This is a genomic window from Kitasatospora sp. NPDC058115 (assembly GCF_042884635.1).
Classification (GTDB): Bacteria; Actinomycetota; Actinomycetes; order Streptomycetales; family Streptomycetaceae; genus Kitasatospora.
The window spans coordinates 1-17,831 of record NZ_JBHVTL010000032.1; the positions used below are offsets into that span (position 1 = coordinate 1).

The 17,831-nt window shown below is 72.8% G+C and carries 16 protein-coding genes and 5 tRNA genes; 15 read left to right on the forward strand and 6 right to left on the reverse strand.

Features of this window, described 5'->3' with window-relative positions; genetic code table 11:
• Positions 1 to 43: 43 nt before the first annotated feature.
• The 3 genes from ACFVVL_RS29215 to ACFVVL_RS29225 all read right to left on the reverse strand — a co-directional run bounded on the left by ACFVVL_RS29215 (position 44) and on the right by ACFVVL_RS29225 (position 4,852).
• The gene (locus ACFVVL_RS29215) at positions 44 to 466 is read right to left on the reverse strand and encodes a DUF742 domain-containing protein (protein ID WP_387680484.1); all 423 of its coding nucleotides are present in this window, start codon (positions 464 to 466) and stop codon (positions 44 to 46) included.
• A 164-nt stretch (positions 467 to 630) separates the two neighbouring features.
• Positions 631 to 1,044, reverse strand: a complete 414-nt coding sequence (locus ACFVVL_RS29220; RefSeq protein ID WP_030312881.1) for a roadblock/LC7 domain-containing protein — start codon at positions 1,042 to 1,044, stop codon at positions 631 to 633.
• Between the two features lie 10 nt (positions 1,045 to 1,054).
• A complete protein-coding gene (locus ACFVVL_RS29225) occupies positions 1,055 to 4,852 on the reverse strand; it encodes a nitrate- and nitrite sensing domain-containing protein (protein ID WP_387680487.1) in 3,798 nt (1,265 codons plus the stop codon).
• A 630-nt stretch (positions 4,853 to 5,482) separates the two neighbouring features.
• On the opposite strand from ACFVVL_RS29225, the gene ACFVVL_RS29230 reads away from it, so the two are divergent.
• From ACFVVL_RS29230 to ACFVVL_RS29265, 8 genes are all read left to right on the forward strand, one after another.
• A complete protein-coding gene (locus ACFVVL_RS29230; RefSeq protein WP_387680490.1) occupies positions 5,483 to 5,704 on the forward strand; it encodes a hypothetical protein in 222 nt (73 codons plus the stop codon).
• 207 nt (positions 5,705 to 5,911) lie between these two features.
• Positions 5,912 to 6,712 (forward strand): fumarylacetoacetate hydrolase family protein, encoded by an 801-nt coding sequence (locus ACFVVL_RS29235; protein WP_387680493.1) that lies wholly within the window; start codon positions 5,912 to 5,914, stop codon positions 6,710 to 6,712.
• The gene (gene gltX, locus ACFVVL_RS29240; protein WP_387680496.1) at positions 6,705 to 8,201 is read left to right on the forward strand and encodes a glutamate--tRNA ligase; all 1,497 of its coding nucleotides are present in this window, start codon (positions 6,705 to 6,707) and stop codon (positions 8,199 to 8,201) included. The genes ACFVVL_RS29235 and gltX overlap by 8 nt, the downstream gene beginning before the upstream one ends.
• A gap of 228 nt (positions 8,202 to 8,429) precedes the next feature.
• Positions 8,430 to 8,501, forward strand: a tRNA-Gln gene (locus ACFVVL_RS29245).
• 42 nt (positions 8,502 to 8,543) lie between these two features.
• Positions 8,544 to 8,616, forward strand: a tRNA-Glu gene (locus ACFVVL_RS29250).
• A 27-nt stretch (positions 8,617 to 8,643) separates the two neighbouring features.
• Positions 8,644 to 8,716 (forward strand) — tRNA-Glu (locus ACFVVL_RS29255).
• A 26-nt stretch (positions 8,717 to 8,742) separates the two neighbouring features.
• Positions 8,743 to 8,815, forward strand: a tRNA-Glu gene (locus ACFVVL_RS29260).
• Between the two features lie 48 nt (positions 8,816 to 8,863).
• A tRNA-Gln gene (locus tag ACFVVL_RS29265) sits at positions 8,864 to 8,938 on the forward strand.
• 161 nt (positions 8,939 to 9,099) lie between these two features.
• Here the strand turns inward: ACFVVL_RS29265 and ACFVVL_RS29270 are convergent.
• The gene (locus tag ACFVVL_RS29270; protein WP_030306825.1) at positions 9,100 to 9,813 is read right to left on the reverse strand and encodes an IclR family transcriptional regulator; all 714 of its coding nucleotides are present in this window, start codon (positions 9,811 to 9,813) and stop codon (positions 9,100 to 9,102) included.
• Positions 9,814 to 10,046: 233 nt separating this feature from the next.
• On the opposite strand from ACFVVL_RS29270, the gene leuC reads away from it, so the two are divergent.
• The 4 genes from leuC (at position 10,047) to ACFVVL_RS29290 (ending at position 13,457) form a co-directional block, all read left to right on the forward strand.
• On the forward strand, positions 10,047 to 11,468 hold the full coding sequence (leuC, locus tag ACFVVL_RS29275; RefSeq protein ID WP_380293516.1) for a 3-isopropylmalate dehydratase large subunit: 1,422 nt from the start codon (positions 10,047 to 10,049) through the stop codon (positions 11,466 to 11,468).
• A 5-nt stretch (positions 11,469 to 11,473) separates the two neighbouring features.
• Positions 11,474 to 12,070, forward strand: coding sequence for a 3-isopropylmalate dehydratase small subunit (gene leuD / locus ACFVVL_RS29280; RefSeq protein WP_380293514.1), 597 nt, complete (start codon positions 11,474 to 11,476; stop codon positions 12,068 to 12,070).
• Positions 12,071 to 12,253: 183 nt separating this feature from the next.
• Entirely contained in the window at positions 12,254 to 12,601 is a 348-nt protein-coding gene (locus ACFVVL_RS29285; protein WP_380293512.1) for a hypothetical protein, read from the forward strand.
• 133 nt (positions 12,602 to 12,734) lie between these two features.
• Entirely contained in the window at positions 12,735 to 13,457 is a 723-nt protein-coding gene (locus tag ACFVVL_RS29290; protein ID WP_380293510.1) for an HU family DNA-binding protein, read from the forward strand.
• 158 nt (positions 13,458 to 13,615) lie between these two features.
• Here the strand turns inward: ACFVVL_RS29290 and ACFVVL_RS29295 are convergent, their stop codons facing one another.
• Positions 13,616 to 13,837, reverse strand: coding sequence for a hypothetical protein (locus ACFVVL_RS29295; RefSeq protein ID WP_387680502.1), 222 nt, complete (start codon positions 13,835 to 13,837; stop codon positions 13,616 to 13,618).
• Between the two features lie 42 nt (positions 13,838 to 13,879).
• A complete protein-coding gene (cofC, locus tag ACFVVL_RS29300) occupies positions 13,880 to 14,581 on the reverse strand; it encodes a 2-phospho-L-lactate guanylyltransferase (RefSeq protein ID WP_380293506.1) in 702 nt (233 codons plus the stop codon).
• Positions 14,582 to 14,795: 214 nt separating this feature from the next.
• On the opposite strand from cofC, the gene ACFVVL_RS29305 reads away from it, so the two are divergent.
• From ACFVVL_RS29305 to ACFVVL_RS29315, 3 genes are read left to right on the forward strand one after another with little or no spacing between them, the layout of a single operon-like run.
• Positions 14,796 to 15,623 carry a lysophospholipid acyltransferase family protein gene (locus ACFVVL_RS29305; RefSeq protein WP_387680506.1) on the forward strand — a complete coding sequence of 276 codons (828 nt, stop codon included), beginning with the start codon at positions 14,796 to 14,798 and terminating at the stop codon, positions 15,621 to 15,623.
• On the forward strand, positions 15,620 to 16,621 hold the full coding sequence (locus tag ACFVVL_RS29310) for an NAD(P)H-dependent glycerol-3-phosphate dehydrogenase (RefSeq protein WP_387680508.1): 1,002 nt from the start codon (positions 15,620 to 15,622) through the stop codon (positions 16,619 to 16,621). Before ACFVVL_RS29305 ends, ACFVVL_RS29310 begins: the two co-directional genes overlap by 4 nt.
• Positions 16,622 to 16,681: 60 nt before the next feature.
• Positions 16,682 to 17,824: a D-alanine--D-alanine ligase family protein gene (locus ACFVVL_RS29315; protein ID WP_380293500.1), complete on the forward strand. Its 1,143-nt coding sequence runs from the start codon at positions 16,682 to 16,684 to the stop codon at positions 17,822 to 17,824.
• Positions 17,825 to 17,831 lie beyond the last annotated feature (7 nt).

The window sequence follows — 17,831 nt, forward strand, 5'->3', positions numbered from 1 at the left end:
GACGATCTTCGCGGAGGTGGTGGCGCGGGTGGGGGCGGCCGCGTTAGAGCTTGCGAAGTCCACTGAGGACCCTTTCGAGCAGCGTGACGTCGGGCGTTCCGCCCGACTCGCCCGCGGCGGCGGGCTGGTGGATGGCGACGAGACCGGCCTCGGCCAGGTCGGCCACGAGGATGCGGGCGACACCGAGCGGGACACCGGCCAGGGCGGAGATCTCCGCGATGGACTTGACCTCCCGGCAGAGGCTGACGATCCGGGCATGCTCCGGCAGCAGCCCCCCGGTCCGCTCGGCGGAGCCGGTGGTCGAGATCAGCGCCTCGATCGCGAGCTGGTACCGGGGCCGGGTGCGGCCTCCGGTCATCGCGTAGGGGCGGACCAGCGGCTGCTGCTCGTAGCCGTCGGACTGCTGCCCGCCGTAGCCGCTGCCGTACCCGTTGCCGTAGCCGGCGGGTGTCGAAGGCGGGGTCATGGGTCCTCCTTGTGCTGCAGCCTGGGGCAGCCGGTTCCAGCTGGGGCGATGCCAGCTGAGGCGAGATCAGCTGCCTGAGGGTAGCTGAGGGTGGAACGCCGGGTCCGGTCGGGTCGGACCCGGCGGGGAGGTGGGACGGGTGGGATGTACCGCTCAGGGTGCACTCAGTGCAGGAGACTGCCCTGGAGTTCTGCGCGGAGTGCGGGGGTGAGAACGGCGCCGGCGCGGTCGACGAGCAGTGCCATCTCGTATCCGACCAGGCCGATGTCGGAGTCGGGGGCGGCGAGGACGGCGAGCGCGGAGCCGTCGCTGATGGCCATCAGGAAGAGGAAGCCGCGCTCCATCTCGACGACGGTCTGGTTGACCTCGCCGCCCTCGAAGATCCGGCTGGCGCCGGTGGTGAGGGAGGTGAGGCCGGAGGCGACGGCGGCGAGCTGGTCGGCGCGGTCGCGGGGGAACCCTTCGGACATGCACAGCAGGAGGCCGTCCGCGGAGACCACCACCGTGTGCGACACCCCGGGGGTGTTGTCCACGAAATTGGTGATCAGCCAGTTCAGGTTCTGTGCGGCCTGGCTCATCTGATTCAACTCAACGCTCCTGATGATCTGCGGCGTTGCCGTCGGTTCGGGCCCCGAAACTATCGAACCCGGGCTGCTGGGCACCATGGTGGAAACCGGCCTGTTCCCCCTGGCCGCGGGCGCCCTGCCCCTGGTCGGCCTGCGGCCGGCCGCCCTGGCCCTGGCCCGCCGCCTGCTCGGCGCCGGCCCGGCGGCCCTGCTGGATGCCGCGGCGCAGGTTGGTGAGACGGCCGCGGACCTCCTCGGGGGCCCGGGACACCTGGGGGCCGGTCAGCGGGGACGCCTCGGCGGTCCCGGAGACCAGGTTGGCCTGCGGGGTGCGCCGGGGGAGACCCGACATGGTGACACCGCTGGTCGACGGCTCGCGGACCTGCTCGGCACGGCGCCAGCGCTCGTCGTTGGCCGACGGGCGCCACGGGGCGTCACCGGGCTGCGGCTGCTGGGCCTGCGGGGCCTGCTGCTGAGCCTGCTGCGGGGCCTGCTGCTGGGGCTGGGCCTGCGGGGCGGGCGCCTGCTCCGAGTGGCCCGGGGCCGTGGTGCCCGGGCGGCGCGGCTGGTATGGCCGCGGCCGGCTCTGCTGCTGGGCCGGGCGGCCCTCCTCGCGCGGCCGGCCCTGACCGGCCGGCGCACCGCCGTCGGACGGCCCGGTGGGCAGCGCCATCGGCTCCTGCCGGACGGGCTGCTGCTGGACCGGCTGCTGCGGGGCCTGCGGCGGCTGCGGCCGGCCGGCCTGCTCCGGACGGGCCGGGTTCGGCATGGTCGGCAGCACCGGCTCCACCAGGCCGAGGCCCAGCGGGTCGCGCGGGTCGATGTCGCTGGCCTCGAACCGGGGGCGGGCGAACTGCTGGGTGCTCTCCATCGGGCCGGACTCGGCCGCGGGCAGCGGCGGGGCCGGCTGGACCTGCGGCAGCGGCTGGGTCTGCTGCTGCCGGTCGTCCGGCGCGGGCCGCTGCGGGCGGCCGCCCTGGCCCTGCGGCCCCTGGGGACCGCGCGGACCCTGCGGACCCTGTGCGCCCTGCGGCGGACGGCCCTGGCCGGGCCGCTGACGCTGCGGCAGCCCGTCCTGCGGACGCTCACCCGGGCGGGCGCCCTGCGGCGCACCCGGACGGCCCGACGGGTCGGCCCAGCCGTGCTGCGGCTGCTCGCCGCCGCGGGCGGCGGGGACACCGTCGCCCTGCGGCCGCTGCCGGCCGGGCAGACCGCCGGCCGGGCCGCCCTGCTGCGGGGCACCCTGCTGCGGAGCGCCGCCCTGCGGGCCGCGGCGGGGCAGGCCGCCGGGGCCGCCCTGCTGCCCCGGGCCCTGCCGGCCCGGGGTGCGCTGCGGCAGACCGCCCTGCTGCTTCGGGGCCTGCTGGTTCGGGGCCTGCTGGTTCGGGCCGGGCTGGTTGGGGGCCTGCTGGCCGGGGGTGCGCTGCGGCAGACCGCCCTGCGGCGGCGGGGTCTCGCGCAGCGACTGGCCGACCTGACGGGTCGGCAGACCGCCGCCCGCGCCGGGACCGCCCTGGTTGTTCGGACCGCCCTGGCCGCCCGGACCGCCGGACGGGCCGGGACCGCCCTGGCCGAGCTGCGGCCGGCCCTGCTGCGGGGCGCCGCCCGCCGGACCCTGGCCGAGCGCCGCCGGACCGCCGGAGCGCCCGCCCGGACCGGCCGGGACCTGGCGCTGCTGGCGCGGCGTCGGGGTGACCCCGCGCTGCTGCTTGGGCTGGCCGCCGCCCTGGCCGCCGGGACGGCCGGGGCCGCGGCGGTCGGCGGAGTTGGTGACGTCCACCGGGAGCATGACCAGCGCGGTGGTGCCACCGGAGTCGCTGGGACGCAGCTGGATGCGGATGCCGTGACGCAGGGACAGCCGGCCGACCACGAACAGGCCCATGCGGCGGGAGACGGAGACGTCCACCGTCGGCGGGTTGGCGAGGCGCTCGTTGATCTCGGCGAGGTCGTCCGGGCTCAGGCCGATGCCGGTGTCGTGGATCTCGACGAGCACCCGGCCGTCCGGCAGCGCGTGGCCGGTGACCCGGACGCGGGTCTGCGGGCTGGAGAACGAGGTGGCGTTCTCCAGCAGCTCGGCGAGCAGGTGGACGAGGTCGTTGACGACGCGGCCGGCGACCTCGGCCGACGGCACGGCGGCGAGTTCGATGCGCTCGTACTGCTCCACCTCGGAGGCGGCGGCGCGCAGCACGTCGACCAGCGGGACCGGGCGGGTCCAGCGGCGGCCCGGGTCCTCACCGGCGAGGACGAGGAGGTTCTCGCCGTTGCGGCGCATGCGGGTCGCGAGGTGGTCGAGCTTGAAGAGGTTGGCCAGCTGGTCCGGGTCCGCCTCGCGGCTCTCCAGCTCGGAGATGAGCGACAGCTGGCGCTGGATGAGGCCCTGGCTGCGGCGCGAGAGGTTGGTGAACATCGCGTTGATGTTGCCGCGCAGGAGGGCCTGCTCGGCGGCGAGGCGGACGGCCTCGCTGTGCACCATGTCGAAGGCGTGCGCCACGTGGCCGATCTCGTCGGCGGAGTCGACGCCGACCGGCTCGACGGTGACGTCCACGTCGTGCGGGTCGGTCTCGGAGAGGGTCTTGACCAGCTCGGGCAGCCGCCGCTCGGCGACGTCCTCGGCCGCGGACTGCAGACGGGTCAGCGAGCGCACCATCGAGCGGGCGATCAGACCGGCGCCGCCGAGGGCGACGAGGAGCACCAGCGCGACGGCGGCACCGATGATCAGCGCCTCGGTGTCGGCCTGGGACTGGAGCTCCTGGGCCTTGCCGTCGAGGTCCTCGATGAGCTTGGACTCGATCCGGCGCTCGGCGGAGATCTTGGCGGTGGACTGCTCGTACCAGGCCTTGTAGCTGACGGCCTCGCTCTGGTGGATACCGCTCTGCTGGAGGATCGAGCGCGCGTAGCGGTCGGCGGCCGCGACGACCGAGTTGTAGCTCAGCTGGCCGCGCAGGTTGTCCAGGTCGTGCGAGGTGTAGATGTTGTTGAAGCCGGTGAGCGCGTTGTCGTAGGACGCCTTCAGCCGGATGCCGAAGGACTCGTCGCTCAGGCTGAGGTCCGGGCCGCCGGGGTTGGCGAGCGCGGCGCTGATCAGCGCGCGCTGCTGCGAGGTGGTGTTCTTGGCCAGCGAGAACTGCTGCAGGGCGCGGGTCGCGCGGACCAGCTCGCGGTTGTTGGACGCGAGCGCGATGTCCTGGGTGATCGCCAGCAGGTCGCGGATGATCACGTCGTACGCGGTGATCGTGCTCTGGATGTTCTGGTTGTTCTGGTAGGGGTTGCTGCGCGCGTCGGAGACGGCGTTCAGGTCCTTGCGGATCTGGACGAGCAGCGCCTTGCCGCCGGAGAGCTCCAGGTTCTCGAACTTGTCCGAGGACGCGGTGAAGGTGCGGCTGAGGTCGTCGGTGACCTTGCGGGCCGCGACGATGTCGTCGTCCAGCGGCGCGTTGGGCTTGGCGGTGATGGGACCGGCGCTGATGTCGCGCTCGTTCTGCAGCGCGTTGGCGAGGTCGGTCGCCTTCTTGGCGAGGTCCGAGAGGTTGGCCATCTGGGCCAGTTGCTGCGAGGTCTCCAGCGAGGTCTGGATGCGCAGGCCACCGAGGACGAGCGCGACCAGGACGGGGAGCGCGAGCAGGGCGATCAGCTTGCTGCGGATCCGCCAGTTGCGCATGGCGAGACGGCTCATGCCCTTGGCGCGCCGGCGGGTCAGGGAGCTGCGGAGCTTGCCGCGCTTCGACTGCCGCTCCGGACCGTCCTCCTCGGGCCGGCCGATCACGTCGGGTGCCGGTTCGGGCGGGCTGCCGGGGGCCGCCGCCGGTTGGGGGGCTGCCACGGGCTCACGCGACTCCGGGTCACCCGCGGCGCCGCTACCCCTTTTGAAACGTCCCTGCACTGGCGTCGCAACCTCTGGACCGGGCGTCCCGCCGCGTCGCCACGGCCTGGACGGTGTCGAGTTTCCATCCGCACCCCGGCCGGTCCGGGAGAGCGGGTCACCGGGGTGGACAGCTCCCTACCCACGGTCCGTGGCATTCCAGCACAGCCGGGGAATCCCAACAAGGGCGGACGGGACACATCGGACGGCACTACGCACCGCGCGCGGGTTCTCACCGACTGTGCGGTAAACGGACCGGAATACCGCCTTTTTCGGACACTCGTCGGATGCATGCCAAGCCGACCCGAGATCAACATGATGGGCGGAGCTTCGGGTATGCCCGATATTTCCGATATGCCGGTAAAGGGCGATGAAGCGATATGTCGGATATCTGAGATATGTTCCGTGATTTGTGACGAAAATCACAGATGAATGTGTAGCTTTGGTCACGGTGACTGTGGAAAGAGATCCGTAACCTGGCTGTATCCGGAGCACGGCCCCGTACAGCCTGCCCAGAATCTCCCCGAATCACTCCAGGCCGGGTGCCGACCGCGGTCGGTGGTCCGGCCGCGACCTTGAGGTGCTGACGAGATGTCCCAGCCGAACACGGCCTCCACGTCCCCGCTGACCAGCCGCTCCACGGCGAACCCGCGCCGGACCACGCTGGCCTCGGTCGAGGACTTCGGCCAGATCCCCGGCGCCCGCGGGCCCGAGAACGTCGCGACCTACGCGGCCGAGCTGCCGTCCTCGACCGCCAACCCGCGTCGCACCCAGCTGATGACCGCCCCGGCGGTGAACGTCCCGCAGGCCTGAGGCGTTCCGCACGCGTCCGGACGGGCGCCGTCACCTCCGGTGGCGGCGCCCGTCCGTTTTCGGCGCGAGGCGGCCGCGGCGGGCCGGGCCGGGCCCCGCGCGATAGCCTGGGCAGCGATCGAGCGGGCCCGGTCCGACGTGGACGCGGCGCCCGCCAGCGCCCGGGGCGCGCCCCGGGCGGCCGTCCGAACGAGGGGTAGCCCAGTCGTGCGCATTGCCAGGTTTTCCGTCCGGGAAGGGAGCCCTGCCGCCGGCAGCGTCTCCTTCGGTGTGGTCGAGGGCGACCCGGCCCGGCCCGACTCGCTGGTGGTCCACGCGCTGGCCGGCCACCCGTTCGGCCAGCCCCAGCCGACCGGCGAGAGCTACCGCTTCCAGGACGTCCGGCTGCTCAGCCCGATGCTGCCCAACAAGATCGTCGCGGTCGGCCGCAACTACGCCGCGCACGCCGCCGAGCTGGGCAACACCGTCCCGGACGTCCCGCTCACCTTCTTCAAGCCGTCGACCTCGGTGATCGGCCCGACCGAGAGCATCGCCTACCCGCCGTTCTCCTCGGACGTCCAGCACGAGGCCGAACTCGCCGTGGTGATCGGCCGGATGTGCCGCGAGGTGCCGCTGGAGCGGGTCCCCGAGGTGATCCTCGGCTACACCTGCGCCAACGACGTCACCGCGCGCGACGTCCAGCAGCGCGAGGGCCAGTGGGCCCGCGCCAAGGGTTTCGACACCGCCTGCCCGCTCGGCCCGTGGATCGAGACCGACCTCGACCCGTCCGACCTCGCCATCACCTGCACGGTCAACGGCGAGCTGCGGCAGACCGGCCGCACCTCGCTGATGGTCCGCTCGGTGGCCGAGCTGATCGTGCACATCTCCGAGGCCATGACGCTGCTGCCCGGCGACGTCGTGCTCACCGGCACCCCCGCCGGGGTGGGGCCGATCACCGTCGGCGACGAGGTCGCCGTGACGGTCGAGGGCATCGGCACCCTCGCCAACACGGTGGTCAAGCGTGGCTGACGCGCCGGGCGTGCGGGTGCGCTTCTGCCCGTCCCCGACCGGCAACCCGCACGTGGGCCTGGTCCGCACCGCCCTGTTCAACTGGGCCTTCGCCCGCCACCACGGCGGCACGCTGGTCTTCCGGATCGAGGACACCGACGCGGCCCGCGACTCCGAGGAGTCCTACGAGCAGCTGCTCGACGCGATGAAGTGGCTCGGTTTCGACTGGGACGAGGGCCCCGAGGTGGGCGGCCCGCACGCGCCGTACCGCCAGTCGCAGCGGATGGACGTCTACGCGGACGTCGCCCGCCGGCTGCACGAGGCGGGCCACGCCTACCACTGCTACTGCTCCACCGAGGAGCTGGACGCCCGCCGCGAGGCCGCCCGCGCGGCGGGCCGGCCGTCCGGCTACGACGGCCACTGCCGGGACCTGACGGACGACCAGGTCGCCGTCTTCCGCCTGGAGCGGCGGGAGCCGGTCCTGCGCTTCCGGATGCCGGACACCACGATCGCCTTCGACGACCTGGTGCGCGGCCGGCTCTCCTTCGAACCGGAGAACGTCCCGGACTACGGCATCGTCCGGGCCAACGGCGCGCCGCTCTACACCCTGGTCAACCCGGTGGACGACGCCCTGATGGGCATCACCCACGTGCTGCGCGGCGAGGACCTGCTCTCCTCGACCCCGCGCCAGATCGCGCTCTACGCGGCGCTCGCCGACATCGGGGTCGGCGACGGGAGCACCCCGCGCTTCGGCCACCTGCCGTACGTGATGGGCGAGGGCAACAAGAAGCTCTCCAAGCGCGACCCGCAGGCCTCGCTCAATCTGTACCGGGAGCGCGGCTTCATCCCCGAGGGCCTGCTCAACTACCTGTCGCTGCTCGGCTGGTCGCTGGCCGAGGACCGTGACGTCTTCACCGTGGACGAGCTGGTCGCGGCCTTCGACATCTCCAGGGTCAACGCCAACCCGGCCCGCTTCGACCTGAAGAAGTGCGAGGCGATCAACGCCGAGCACCTGCGCCGGCTGGCCCCGGAGGACTTCGTCCGCCGCCTGGTGCCGTACCTCCGGGCCGCGGGCCTGCTCCCGGCCGAGCCGTCCGACGCGCAGCTGGAGCTGCTGGCGAAGGTGGCGCCGCTCACCCAGGAGCGGATGGTGGTGCTCGGCGAGATCGTCGGCATGGCCGGCTTCCTGTTCGTCGCGCCCGAGGACTTCGCCGTCGATCCGGAGGACGCCGCCAAGGTGCTCACCGCGGACGTCCAGCCGGTGCTGGAGGCGAGCGTGCGGGCCCTGGAGGCGCTCGGCGACTTCGCCCCGGAGCCGATCCAGGCCGCGCTGCGCGAGGCCCTGGTGGAGGGCCTGGGCATCAAGCCGAAGTTCGCCTTCACCCCGCTGCGGGTGGCGGTGACCGGGCGGCGGGTCTCCCCGCCGCTCTTCGAGTCGATGGAGCTGCTCGGACGCCCCGAGACGCTGCGCCGGCTGAACGCCGCGCTGGCGGCCCTTCCGGGGGCCTGACCTCGCCCGCGGGCCCGGTCGCGCACCGGGCCCGCGGCCTCCCCGGACGTCACCGGACGGCCCCCTGCCCGCTGCCTGGGGTTATCGATTTTGGAGCCGGGGCGGACGTCGGGTAATGTTCTTTCTGCGCCGCCCGGGAGGGCAACGACGAGGGAGCGAAAGCCCCCCGCCGGAGCCGGAGCGGGAGGCGCAAGCCCGAGCGGCTCCCCGACAGGGGTTCAACTCTGGTGGGGTATGGTGTAATTGGCAGCACGAGTGATTCTGGTTCATTTAGTCTAGGTTCGAGTCCTGGTACCCCAGCGCAGTACCCCGGTCCTTCCGGACCGGACAATTCAAGATCAAGCCCCCGTTGTGTAGCGGCCTAGCACGCTGCCCTCTCACGGCAGTAGCGCCGGTTCGAATCCGGTCGGGGGTACGGATCCCGCAAGGGATCACCTGGAAAGCCCCCGTTGTGTAGCGGCCTAGCACGCTGCCCTCTCACGGCAGTAGCGCCGGTTCGAATCCGGTCGGGGGTACTGGTTCCGCGAGGAACCGCCAGGAAGCCCCCGTTGTGTAGCGGCCTAGCACGCTGCCCTCTCACGGCAGTAGCGCCGGTTCGAATCCGGTCGGGGGTACCGAAGCACGAAGCCGATGGGTCTCCTCATCGGCTGATTGCTTTGTGTTGGGGTATGGTGTAATTGGCAGCACGAGTGATTCTGGTTCATTTAGTCTAGGTTCGAGTCCTGGTACCCCAGCCAGAAAAGGAAGGCCCCGGTTCCCGGGGTCTTTTTTGTTTTCCCGGGCCGGGAGTCCGGCCGACCCGAAAGGCCCCGCTCGGCATCGAGCGGGGCCTTTTTCGCATTCCGGTGGGGGAGTGGGGGAACGGGGGTGGGGGAACGGTCCGGGGTAACGGTCCGGGTCAGCTGCGGCGCAGGGCCTCGGTGAGGCGGTTGGCGGCCTCGATGATGGCCTGGGCGTGCAGTCGCCCCGGGTGACGGGTCAGGCGCTCGATCGGGCCGGAGACCGAGACGGCGGCCACGACGCGGTTGGAGGGGCCGCGGACCGGCGCGGAGACGGACGCCACGCCCGGCTCCCGCTCGCCGATCGACTGGGCCCAGCCGCGCCGCCGGACGCCGCTGAGCGCGGTGGCGGTGAAGCGGGCGCCCTGGAGGCCGCGGTGGAGCCGCTCGGGCTCCTCCCAGGCCAGCAGGACCTGGGCGGCCGAGCCGGCCTTCATCGGCAGGGTGCTGCCGACCGGGACGGTGTCCCGCAGACCGGAGAGCCGCTCGGCGGCCGCGACGCAGATCCGCATCTCGCCCTGCCGGCGGTAGAGCTGTGCGCTCTCGCCGGTGACGTCGCGCAGGTGGGTGAGGACCGGGCCCGCGGTGGCGAGCAGCCGGTCCTCGCCCGCCGCGGCGGAGAGTTCGGACAGGCGGGGACCGAGGATGAAACGTCCCTGCATGTCCCTGGTGACCAGGCGGTGGTGTTCGAGTGCGACGGCGAGTCTGTGGGCCGTGGGGCGCGCCAGACCGGTGGCGGCGACCAGCCCCGCCAACGTGGCGGGGCCCGACTCCAGTGCGCTCAGCACCAGAGCGGCCTTGTCGAGAACGCCGACGCCGCTAGAGTTGTCCATGCCCTAAGACTGCAGTCTCATTCCGCGAGACGCAAGTTCAATCTTCGGCGAAAAGCGCCACTCTGGATGCAGCAGCCCGGGAGAACTCCAGGATGCGGCTCCGTCGAGCCGTCCGCATCGTGGACACCGATCCGGCGTGCAGGGCGCGCGACGCGTGCCGCACAGGGGCGGCGACAGCTTTGACCTCGACGACACAGAGAAGGCCGGCAACGCGGCCGGCTGGAGGGAACCCGATGGGACGGACACTCGCAGAGAAGGTCTGGGACGACCACGTCGTCCGGCGCGCGGAGGGCGAGCCCGACCTGCTCTTCATCGACCTGCACCTGCTCCACGAGGTGACCAGCCCGCAGGCCTTCGACGGCCTCCGGCTGGCCGGGCGCACGGTCCGCCGCACCGATCTCACGATCGCCACCGAGGACCACAACACCCCGACCCTGGACATCGACAAGCCGATCGCCGACCCGGTCTCCAGGGTCCAGCTGGAGACCCTGCGCAAGAACGCGGCCGAGTTCGGCGTCCGGATCCACTCGCTGGGCGACGTCGAGCAGGGCGTCGTGCACGTGGTCGGCCCGCAGCTGGGCCTGACCCAGCCCGGCACCACGGTCGTCTGTGGCGATTCCCACACCTCCACCCACGGCGCCTTCGGCGCGCTGGCGTTCGGCATCGGCACCAGCCAGGTCGAGCACGTGCTGGCCACCCAGACCCTGCCGCTGGCCCCGTTCCGGACCATGGCGATCACGGTCGAGGGCGAGCTGCCCGAGGGCGTCACCGCCAAGGACCTCATCCTGGCGATCATCGCCAGGATCGGCACCGGCGGCGGCCAGGGCTACGTTCTGGAGTACCGCGGCTCGGCGATCCGCAGCCTCTCCATGGAGGCCCGGATGACCGTCTGCAACATGTCCATCGAGGCGGGTGCCCGGGCCGGCATGATCGCCCCGGACGAGACCACCTTCGCGTACCTGGAGGGCCGCCCGCACGCCCCGCAGGGCGAGGACTGGGACGCCGCGGTCGCGTACTGGAAGACCCTGGTCACCGACGAGGACGCGGTCTTCGACCACGAGATCTTCATCGACGCGACCGAGCTGACCCCGTTCGTCACCTGGGGCACCAACCCCGGCCAGGGCGCCCCGCTCGGCTCCGCCGTCCCGGACCCGGCCTCCTTCGCCGACCCGCAGGAGCGGATCGCCGCCGAGAACGCCCTGGCCTACATGGGCCTGGAGGCCGGCACCCCGCTGCGCGAGGTGAAGGTCGACGCGGTCTTCGTCGGCTCCTGCACCAACGGCCGGATCGAGGACCTGCGCGCCGCCGCCGACCTGCTGCGCGGGCGCCGGATCGCCGACGGCGTGCGGATGCTGGTCGTCCCCGGCTCCGTGCGGGTCGCCCTGCAGGCCGTCGAGGAGGGCCTGGACAAGGTGTTCACCGCGGCCGGCGCCGAGTGGCGGCACGCGGGCTGCTCGATGTGCCTGGGCATGAACCCCGACCAGCTCGCCCCCGGCGAGCGCTGCGCCTCGACCTCGAACCGCAACTTCGAGGGGCGTCAGGGCAAGGGCGGACGCACCCACCTGGTCTCGCCGCAGGTCGCCGCCGCGACCGCCGTCCTGGGCCGCCTGGCGGCCCCCGCCGATCTGGTGGCCGACGCCGCCGTGGAGGTCTGAGCAGCATGGAGAAGTTCACCACCCACACCGGCCGGGCCGTGCCGCTGCGCCGCAGCAACGTCGACACCGACCAGATCATCCCCGCCCACTGGCTCAAGAAGGTCACCCGTTCCGGTTTCGAGGGCGGGCTGTTCGAGGCCTGGCGCAAGGACGAGTCCTTCGTCCTCAACCGCCCCGAGCGCCAGGGCGCGACCGTCCTGGTGGCCGGCCCGGAGTTCGGCACCGGCTCCTCCCGCGAGCACGCGGTCTGGGCCCTGCAGAACTACGGCTTCCACGCGGTGATCTCCTCGCGGTTCGCCGACATCTTCCGGGGCAACTCGCTGAAGAACGGCCTGCTGACCGTGGTCCTCCCGCAGGAGGACGTGGAGCGGCTCTGGGAGCTGACCGAGGCCGACCCGGCCGCCGAGATCACCGTCGACCTGGAGGCCCGCGAGGTGCGCGCCGGTGGCGTGAGCACGCCGTTCGAACTGGACGACAACGTGCGGTGGCGGCTGCTCAACGGCCTGGACGACATCAGCATCACCCTGCAGAACGAGCCCGACATCGCCGCGTTCGAGGCCCGTCGCCCCGCGTTCAAGCCGCGGACCCTGCCGGTGGCCTGAGATCCCGTTCTGAACAAGCATTCTGACGAACCGCCGGATGGCCCGCTCCCCCTCGGGGGGGCGGGCCATCCGCCGTTCCGGGCGAGGAGTTGTGCCCGTCCGGTGCCCCCGGATTGGGGATTCGGTTTTGCGACGGAGGGCCCCGCAGCATGCACAACTGCGCGTAGATGGCACAATCAGTGCATGCACCGGCACCATGAACCTCCGTACGCGGGCGGCCAACCCGCGTCACCGGAGTCCACGGGCCGGGGATCCGAACGCCGAATTGACGATCGGCCGGACGCCGCAACCTCACCTGCTGAGGGGCCGGACGACCCGGAAGTCGCAGCGCTCTTCGCGCTTGTGGCCGAGCGGTTGAAGCAAGCTCACGACCGCGTGCATGCGCTGAACGTGTCTGCCGATGCAAAGACCGCTCTCACCCGTCAACTGCTCATCGTCACGGAGACCGCCAAGCGCGATCTTCCGGAGGCGGCGCGGCGGTTGAGTCGCTTTGTGCAGGACCTCGACGAGGGGCGCCCGCCCGTCGACTGAGGTCGCCGACGCGCAAATCCATTGCGACACTAGGGTGATTCGCGCGTTTGGTAATTGAAAGTCCGCAGATACATACCTAACGTGCGAAATGAACGGATGGAATCATCCGGCGCCCGTTTCCGAAGGGGAAGACGTGAACAAGGCTCAGCTTGTCGAAGCGGTGGCCGAGCAGCTGGGCGGTCGCAAGGCTGCCGCAGAGGCCGTCGACGCAGTGCTCGACACCATGGTGCGCGCCGTCGTGGCCGGCGACCGCGTTTCGGTCACCGGTTTCGGCACCTTTGAGAAGGTGGAGCGCTCCGCGCGCTTCGCCCGCAACCCGCAGACCGGCGAGAAGGTCAAGGTCAAGAAGACCTCCGTGCCGCGCTTCCGCCCCGGCCAGGGCTTCAAGGACCTGGTCAGCGGCGCCAAGAAGCTGCCGAAGGAAGGCCCCTCGGTGAAGAAGGCCCCCAAGGGCTCCCTCACCCCGGGCAAGAGCGGCGTCGCCGCGACCCCGGCCGCCAAGCGGGCCGCCACCAAGCGTGCCGCCACCGCCGCCGCCGCTGCCGCCGCGACCCCGGCCAAGAAGGCCGCCGCCAAGAAGGCGACCGCCACCAAGGCCGCCGCCCCGGCGAAGAAGACCACGGCCGCCGCCAAGAAGGCGACCGCCACCAAGAAGACCACCACCGCCGCCGCGAAGAAGACCACCGCGACCGCGACCAAGAAGACCGCGGCCGCCGCCAAGAAGACGGCGACCACGGCCGCCGCCAAGAAGACCACCGCGACCGCCAAGAAGGCGACCGCCACGGCCAAGAAGACGGCGCCGGCGAAGAAGACCGCCACCCGCAAGACCACCGCGCGCAAGACCTCCGCCAAGTAGTCACCGCGCGTCCTCGCCGGACGGCCTTCGGGAGCCGTGGTGCCGCCCTCCCCCGGAATTCCGGGAAGGGCGGTGCCACGGCTCTCCGCTTTTCCGGGATTTCCCGGGAACGGGCCGGTGGCGGGCCGGGGGGCGCGGGGGCGGAGGGCGGCCCGGGATCAGCCCGCGGCCGGGTCCGGGAAGGTCTGCAGCGTCAGGAAGACCACCCGGCGGGCGTTGCCGCCGCCCTCGGTGCGGATCCGCACCCGCTGGCCCGGGCGCAGCAGCCGCAGGCCGCCGGCGTCGAAGGCGGCCGCGTCGAACGGCACCGGGGTCCCGTCGTCGAGCAGCACGGAGCCGGCCCGGGTGGCGGGGTCGAAGGTGAACGCGGTGGCCTGCATGGCAGCAGCATAGCGAGGGCCGCCGACAGGCCCCCGTCCGTCTCAGCGGGCCCGCAGCACCGGCCGGTACCCGAGCCGGGCGGCCAGGGCGGTGGTGTGCGGGCCGACGCCCAGCGCCAGCGCCTCGGCCAGGTCCTCGCCGGTGTCGACGTCCCGGCGGACCGACTCCACGCCGGGCAGCCGCAGTTCGCGGGCGCCGCCGGCCGCGTGCCGGGCGCGCGAGCCCTCCCCGAACGCGGGAGCGAGCGGGCTGCCGGGGGCGCAGGCCAGCAGGGTGGTGCCCAGCCCCGGGGCGTCCGGCAGGAAGGCCCGGCCGGCCGCGGGCACGGCGCCCAGCACCCGGCCCAGCTCGGCGGGGCGCAGCGCCGGCAGGTCGGCCGAGAGCGCGGCCAGCGGCGCGCGGGGCGCGAGGACCAGCGCGGCCGCCGCGCCGTGCGCCAGGGCTTCGTTGAGGCCGCCCCCGGGCTCGTCGTCGACCACCAGGGCGCCGAGCGCGGCCAGCCGGGCGCCGGCCCCGGCGTCCCGGGTGACCACCAGCACCCGGCCGACCCCGGGTGCGGCCAGGGCGGCGGTGACGGTGTCCAGGGCGAAGGAGAGCGCCAGGTCGGGGCGGTGCGGGCCGGCGAACGGGGCCAGCCGGGACTTGGCCCGGGCGAGCCGCTTGAGCGGCAGCACCAGCGACCAGCCGGCGGCGGGTGCGGCGGGCGCGACGGGCCCGCTGGGGCGTACGGTGTCCTGGGTCATCGGCGTCATTGTGACGCCGGTCCCGGAGCCCTCGCCAGGCCGTCCGAGCTGTGCGGACGTGCGTTTGATCACGCCCGTGCGGAGGGCGGGCGGGGTTGCTCGACAGCCGGTGAGCGGTCGGGCGAGACTGTTCCGCGCCCGTGCACCGAGAGGCCGCGGACGCGAGATCGACCGCGGCACCCCAGCGTGCCGCACGGACAGAGGAGGACCTGGGGTGGCCCGCCGCTCGTACGCCGGCTTCGGCAACGCCGACTACGGCTTCTGGTACCGCTTTGCGGCCGTGCTGGTGAAACCGGTGACGACCGCCCTGGTCAAGCCGGACTGGCGGGGCTGGGAGCACCTCCCCGAGGAGGGCGGCTTCATCGCCGCGGTCAACCACAACTCGATCATCGACCCCGTGGTGTACGCGCACTGGCAGTACAACAGCGGGCGGCCGCCGCGGATCCTCGGGAAGTCCTCGCTCTTCTCGGTCCCGTTCATCGGGTTCATGCTCCGCAAGACCGGCCAGATCCCGGTGTTCCGCGAGTCGACCGACGCGGCGCAGGCGTTCCGGGCGGCCATCGACGCCGTCAACCGGGGGCAGTGCGTGCAGTTCTACCCGGAGGGCACGCTCACCCGGGACCCGGACCTGTGGCCGATGACCGGCAAGAGCGGTGTCGCCCGGGTGGCGCTGATGACCGGCGCGCCGGTCATCCCGGTCGCCCACTGGGGCGCCCACGAGATCATCCCGCCGTACGGCAAGGGCGCCTCGGGCAAGGGCAGGTTCAACCTCTTCCCGCGCCACCGGGTGACCGTGGCGGCCGGACCGGCCGTCGACCTGAGCAAGTACCGGGGCCAGGAACTGACCGCCCAGGTGCTGCGCGACGCCACCGAGGACATCATGGCGGCGATCACCGAGGTGCTGGCCGGCATCCGCGGCGAGGAGCCGCCCGCCGAGCGGTACGACATGCGCGAGGCCGCCCGCAAGCGGGCCGCCGCCGCCGCGGCCCGCAGGCCGGGCCGGGCCCGGGGCGCCGACGAGCACGGGGAGGACGCCAAGTGACCCGCTGCGCCGTGTTCGGCACCGGTTCCTGGGGCACCGCGTTCGCGATGATCCTCGCCGACGCCGGTTGCGAGGTGACCCTCTGGGGCCGCCGCCAGGAGCTGGCGGACGCCGTCAACGCCACCCACACCAACCCGGACTACCTGCCCGGCGTCCGGCTGCCCGACTCCGTGCGGGCCACCACCGACCCCGCCGAGGCGCTGGCCGGCGCGGACTTCGCGGTGCTGGTGGTGCCCTCGCAGACGCTGCGCGAGAACCTGGCCGCCTGGGCGCCGCTGCTGGAGCCGCAGACCGTCCTGGTCAGCCTGATGAAGGGCATCGAACTCGGTACCGCCAAGCGGATGAGCGAGGTCGTCGGCGAGGTCGCCGGGGTCGGCCCGGAGCGGATCGCCGTGGTCAGCGGCCCGAACCTGGCCCGGGAGATCGCCAACCGGCAGCCGGCCGCCAGTGTGGTCGCCTGCACCGACGAGGCGGTCGCCAAGCGGCTCCAGGCGGCCTGCCACACGCCGTACTTCCGCCCGTACACCAACACCGACGTGATCGGCTGCGAGCTCGGCGGGGCGGTCAAGAACGTGATCGGCCTGGCGGTCGGCATGGCCGACGGCATGGGGCTCGGCGACAACACCAAGGCGACGCTGATCACCCGCGGGCTCGCCGAGACCACCCGGCTGGGGCTGGCGCTCGGCGCCGACCCGTACACCTTCGCGGGGCTGGCGGGCATGGGCGACCTGGTGGCGACCTGCTCCTCGCCGCTGTCGCGCAACCACACCTTCGGCACCAACCTGGGCCGGGGCATGTCGCTCGCCGAGACCATCGCGGCCACCCGGCAGACCGCCGAGGGCGTCAAGTCCTGCGAGTCGGTGCTCGACCTGGCCCGGCGCAACGGCGTCGACATGCCGATCGTCGAGGCGGTGGTGGACGTCGTCCACAACGGCCGGCCCACCCAGGAGGCGCTGCAGGCGCTGATGTCCCGCTCGGCCAAGCCCGAGCGGCACTGAGGCGCCGCCCCGGGTCGGTCGGCCCCGCGGCCCCGGCCTCGGGGTACCCTTCGTCGCGATATGAGCATCGAACAGACCTCCCAGAACCCGTCCACGAAGCCGCGGGTCGCCGTCGTGTTCGGCGGCCGCAGCTCCGAGCACGCCATCTCGGTCTCGACCGCGGGCAGCGTGCTGAAGGCGATCGACCGCGACACGTACGAGGTGCTGCCGATCGGCATCACCCACGAGGGCCGCTGGGCGCTGGTCAGCGACGAGCCCGCCCGGATGGCGATCACCGACGGCAGGCTGCCGGACGTCTCCCACGTCGCGGAGTCGACCGAGGGCCAGGTCGCGCTGCCGCTCGGCCCCGGCAGCCGCGAGGTGGTCTGGAGCGAGCCCGGCAGCGCCCCCAAGGTGCTCGGCGAGGTGGACGTGGTCTTCCCGCTGCTGCACGGGCCGTGGGGCGAGGACGGCACCCTTCAGGGTCTGCTGGAGCTCTCCGGCGTGCCCTACGTCGGCAACGGCGTGCTCGCCAGCGCGGCGGGCATGGACAAGGAGTTCACCAAGCGCCTGCTGGCCTCGCACGGCCTGGGCGTCGGGCGGTACACCGTGGTCCGGCCGCGCGAGTGGGAGACCGAGGAGGGCCGGGCCGCCGTCCGCGAGCGCGCCTCGGGCCTCGGGCTGCCGCTGTTCGTGAAGCCCTGCCGGGCCGGTTCCAGCATGGGCATCACCAAGGTCAAGGACCTCTCCGACCTCGACGCCGCGATCGAGGAGGCCCGCCGGCACGACCCCAAGCTGATCATCGAGGCGGGCGTCACCGGCCGCGAGATCGAGTGCGCGGTGCTGGAGTTCGAGGACGGCCCGCGGGCCAGCGTCCCGGCCGAGATCCTGGTCGGCGGCGGCTACGAGTTCTACGACTTCGACGCGAAGTACATCGACTCCTCCGAGGTCCGGATCCCGGCCGAGCTCTCCGCGGAGGAGACCGCCGAGATCCGCCGGCAGGCGATCGCCGCGTTCGAGGCGCTCGGCTGCGAGGGCCTGGCCCGGGTCGACTTCTTCCTGCTGGAGGACGGCAGCTGGATGGTCAACGAGGTCAACACCATGCCCGGCTTCACCCCGATCTCGGCCTACCCGAAGATGTGGGAGGCCAGCGGGCTGTCGTACCCGGAGCTGATCGACCGGCTGCTGAAGGCGGCGCTGCGCCGCCCGACCGGTCTGCGCTGACCGTAGG

Bases quoted from the DNA above. Each gene is read 5' to 3' on its own strand.
- ACFVVL_RS29215 (WP_387680484.1), bottom strand. From the start codon at position 466: ATGACCCCGCCTTCGACACCCGCCGGCTACGGCAACGGGTACGGCAGC.
- ACFVVL_RS29220 (WP_030312881.1), bottom strand. From the start codon at position 1,044: ATGAGCCAGGCCGCACAGAACCTGAACTGGCTGATCACCAATTTCGTG.
- ACFVVL_RS29230 (WP_387680490.1), top strand. From the start codon at position 5,483: ATGTCCCAGCCGAACACGGCCTCCACGTCCCCGCTGACCAGCCGCTCC.
- ACFVVL_RS29270 (WP_030306825.1), bottom strand. From the start codon at position 9,813: ATGGACAACTCTAGCGGCGTCGGCGTTCTCGACAAGGCCGCTCTGGTG.
- leuC (WP_380293516.1), top strand. From the start codon at position 10,047: ATGGGACGGACACTCGCAGAGAAGGTCTGGGACGACCACGTCGTCCGG.
- leuD (WP_380293514.1), top strand. From the start codon at position 11,474: ATGGAGAAGTTCACCACCCACACCGGCCGGGCCGTGCCGCTGCGCCGC.
- ACFVVL_RS29285 (WP_380293512.1), top strand. From the start codon at position 12,254: ATGCACCGGCACCATGAACCTCCGTACGCGGGCGGCCAACCCGCGTCA.
- ACFVVL_RS29295 (WP_387680502.1), bottom strand. From the start codon at position 13,837: ATGCAGGCCACCGCGTTCACCTTCGACCCCGCCACCCGGGCCGGCTCC.
- cofC (WP_380293506.1), bottom strand. From the start codon at position 14,581: ATGACCCAGGACACCGTACGCCCCAGCGGGCCCGTCGCGCCCGCCGCA.
- ACFVVL_RS29315 (WP_380293500.1), top strand. From the start codon at position 16,682: ATGAGCATCGAACAGACCTCCCAGAACCCGTCCACGAAGCCGCGGGTC.